We start from the raw sequence: 1,552 nt of genomic DNA, 5'->3' as shown, positions 1-1,552 counted from the left end.
CGCTGCAGCAAACACACTGGCACTCAACTTAGACATGGAAGATGAGATTCAAGGGGCATTAGCCGTGACACATGCGAATCAAGTGCGTCTTGCTAAGCGCTAAATCTCAATTCCCAAGTCTCAAGTCTCAATATCTTATGATTATACATTTGCCAGTAACGAAACAATTTTTAGGAGGATAAGATGATTGCCACTATTTTAGCGGCAGCGCCAGCGGGTGCGGCCATGAGTAGCACGCCATTTGTAGCGATTTTTACCGTGTTTGTGCTTGCTATTTTTGTTGGATACTACGTTGTTTGGGGCGTGACCCCAGCATTGCACACACCATTGATGGCCGTAACCAATGCTTTATCCAGTATTGTCATTGTCGGGGCGATGTTGCAGACCGTCACCATTGATGGTTCGATATTTACGCCGACCAGTTTACTTGGAGCGTTTGCGGTATTTTTAGCCAGTATCAATATTTTTGGTGGTTTTGCGGTGACCGAGCGTATGCTGTCAATGTTTAAACCAAAAGTAAAAAAAGCACCTGCACTTGAAACTGGGACGACTGAAAATGGAGGCGACGCATGAGTGATTTAACAGCGATGATTTCTGCCAATGCGGATTGGTTTTATCTAGTCGGCGCCATTCTTTTTGTTTTGACCTTACGTGGTTTATCTAGCCCTAAAACAGCGATTCGTGGTAATCGCCTCGGTATGGCTGCGATGGCGATTGCTGTCGTGACGACATTCTTCTTAGCGGAAGGCCCCGTTCTTTGGTTAATTATCGGTGCGATGGTGTTGGGTGCTATCGTCGGTATGTGGAAAGCAAAAACGGTGGCGATGACCCAAATGCCAGAAACCGTTGCTTTGATGCACTCGTTTGTTGGTTTAGCAGCAGTGGCGATTGCGTTAGCAACGGTATTGCATACTGAACAACAGCATGGCACGGTTGCCCGTGTTGAATTGTTTATTGGTTGTTTTATCGGTGCGATTACCTTTTCAGCCTCAGTCTTTGCCTTTGGTAAATTGGCAGCGAAAAGCTGGGCGAAAACCTTGGTTGGTGGCTGGGTAAAACCGGTACAAGCAATACTTTTCATTGCGATGATTGGCTTTGGTGGTGTGTACTTCGTCACCGATTCATTACCCGCTTTTTATGCCATGGCAGTGATTGCGGTGATCTTTGGCTGGATGTGGATTGCGCCAATTGGTGGCGGTGATATGCCAGTGGTTGTATCTCTACTGAACTCATTCTCAGGTTGGGCAGCAGCAGGTATTGGTTTTACCCTTGGCAACTCGATGTTGATTATCGCAGGTTCGCTCGTCGGTTCGTCTGGTGCGATCTTATCTTATATCATGTGTAAAGCCATGAACCGCTCATTATTGAACGTCTTATTTGGTGGTATGGGTACGTCAGCAGTCGCCGCTGGTGGCGATGATGGTGCGCCAAAGAACTATAAAGCAGGTTCAGCAGAAGATGCGGGTTTCTTAATGGCCAACGCCAGTAGTGTGGTGATTGTCCCAGGTTATGGCATGGCGCAAGGTCGTGCACAAAACGCGGTCAAAGAGCT

Annotated in this window: 2 protein-coding genes; both read left to right on the top strand. The window is 47.2% G+C overall.

The annotated features are described in order from the left end of the window. Positions 1 to 225 precede the first annotated feature (225 nt). Positions 226 to 573: a proton-translocating transhydrogenase family protein gene (locus EPB74_RS13330; RefSeq protein ID WP_274904629.1), complete on the top strand. Its 348-nt coding sequence runs from the start codon at positions 226 to 228 to the stop codon at positions 571 to 573. After that, positions 570 to 1,552 (top strand): NAD(P)(+) transhydrogenase (Re/Si-specific) subunit beta (locus EPB74_RS13325; protein ID WP_274904627.1); only part of this gene is annotated, 983 nt, incomplete at its 3' end. The genes EPB74_RS13330 and EPB74_RS13325, both read left to right, overlap by 4 nt.

Source organism: Psychrobacter sp. DAB_AL62B, from assembly GCF_028895345.1.
Classification (GTDB): Bacteria; Pseudomonadota; Gammaproteobacteria; order Pseudomonadales; family Moraxellaceae; genus Psychrobacter.
Note: the sequence above shows the minus strand (reverse complement) of the source record. Positions and strands in the feature narration are given on the sequence as shown.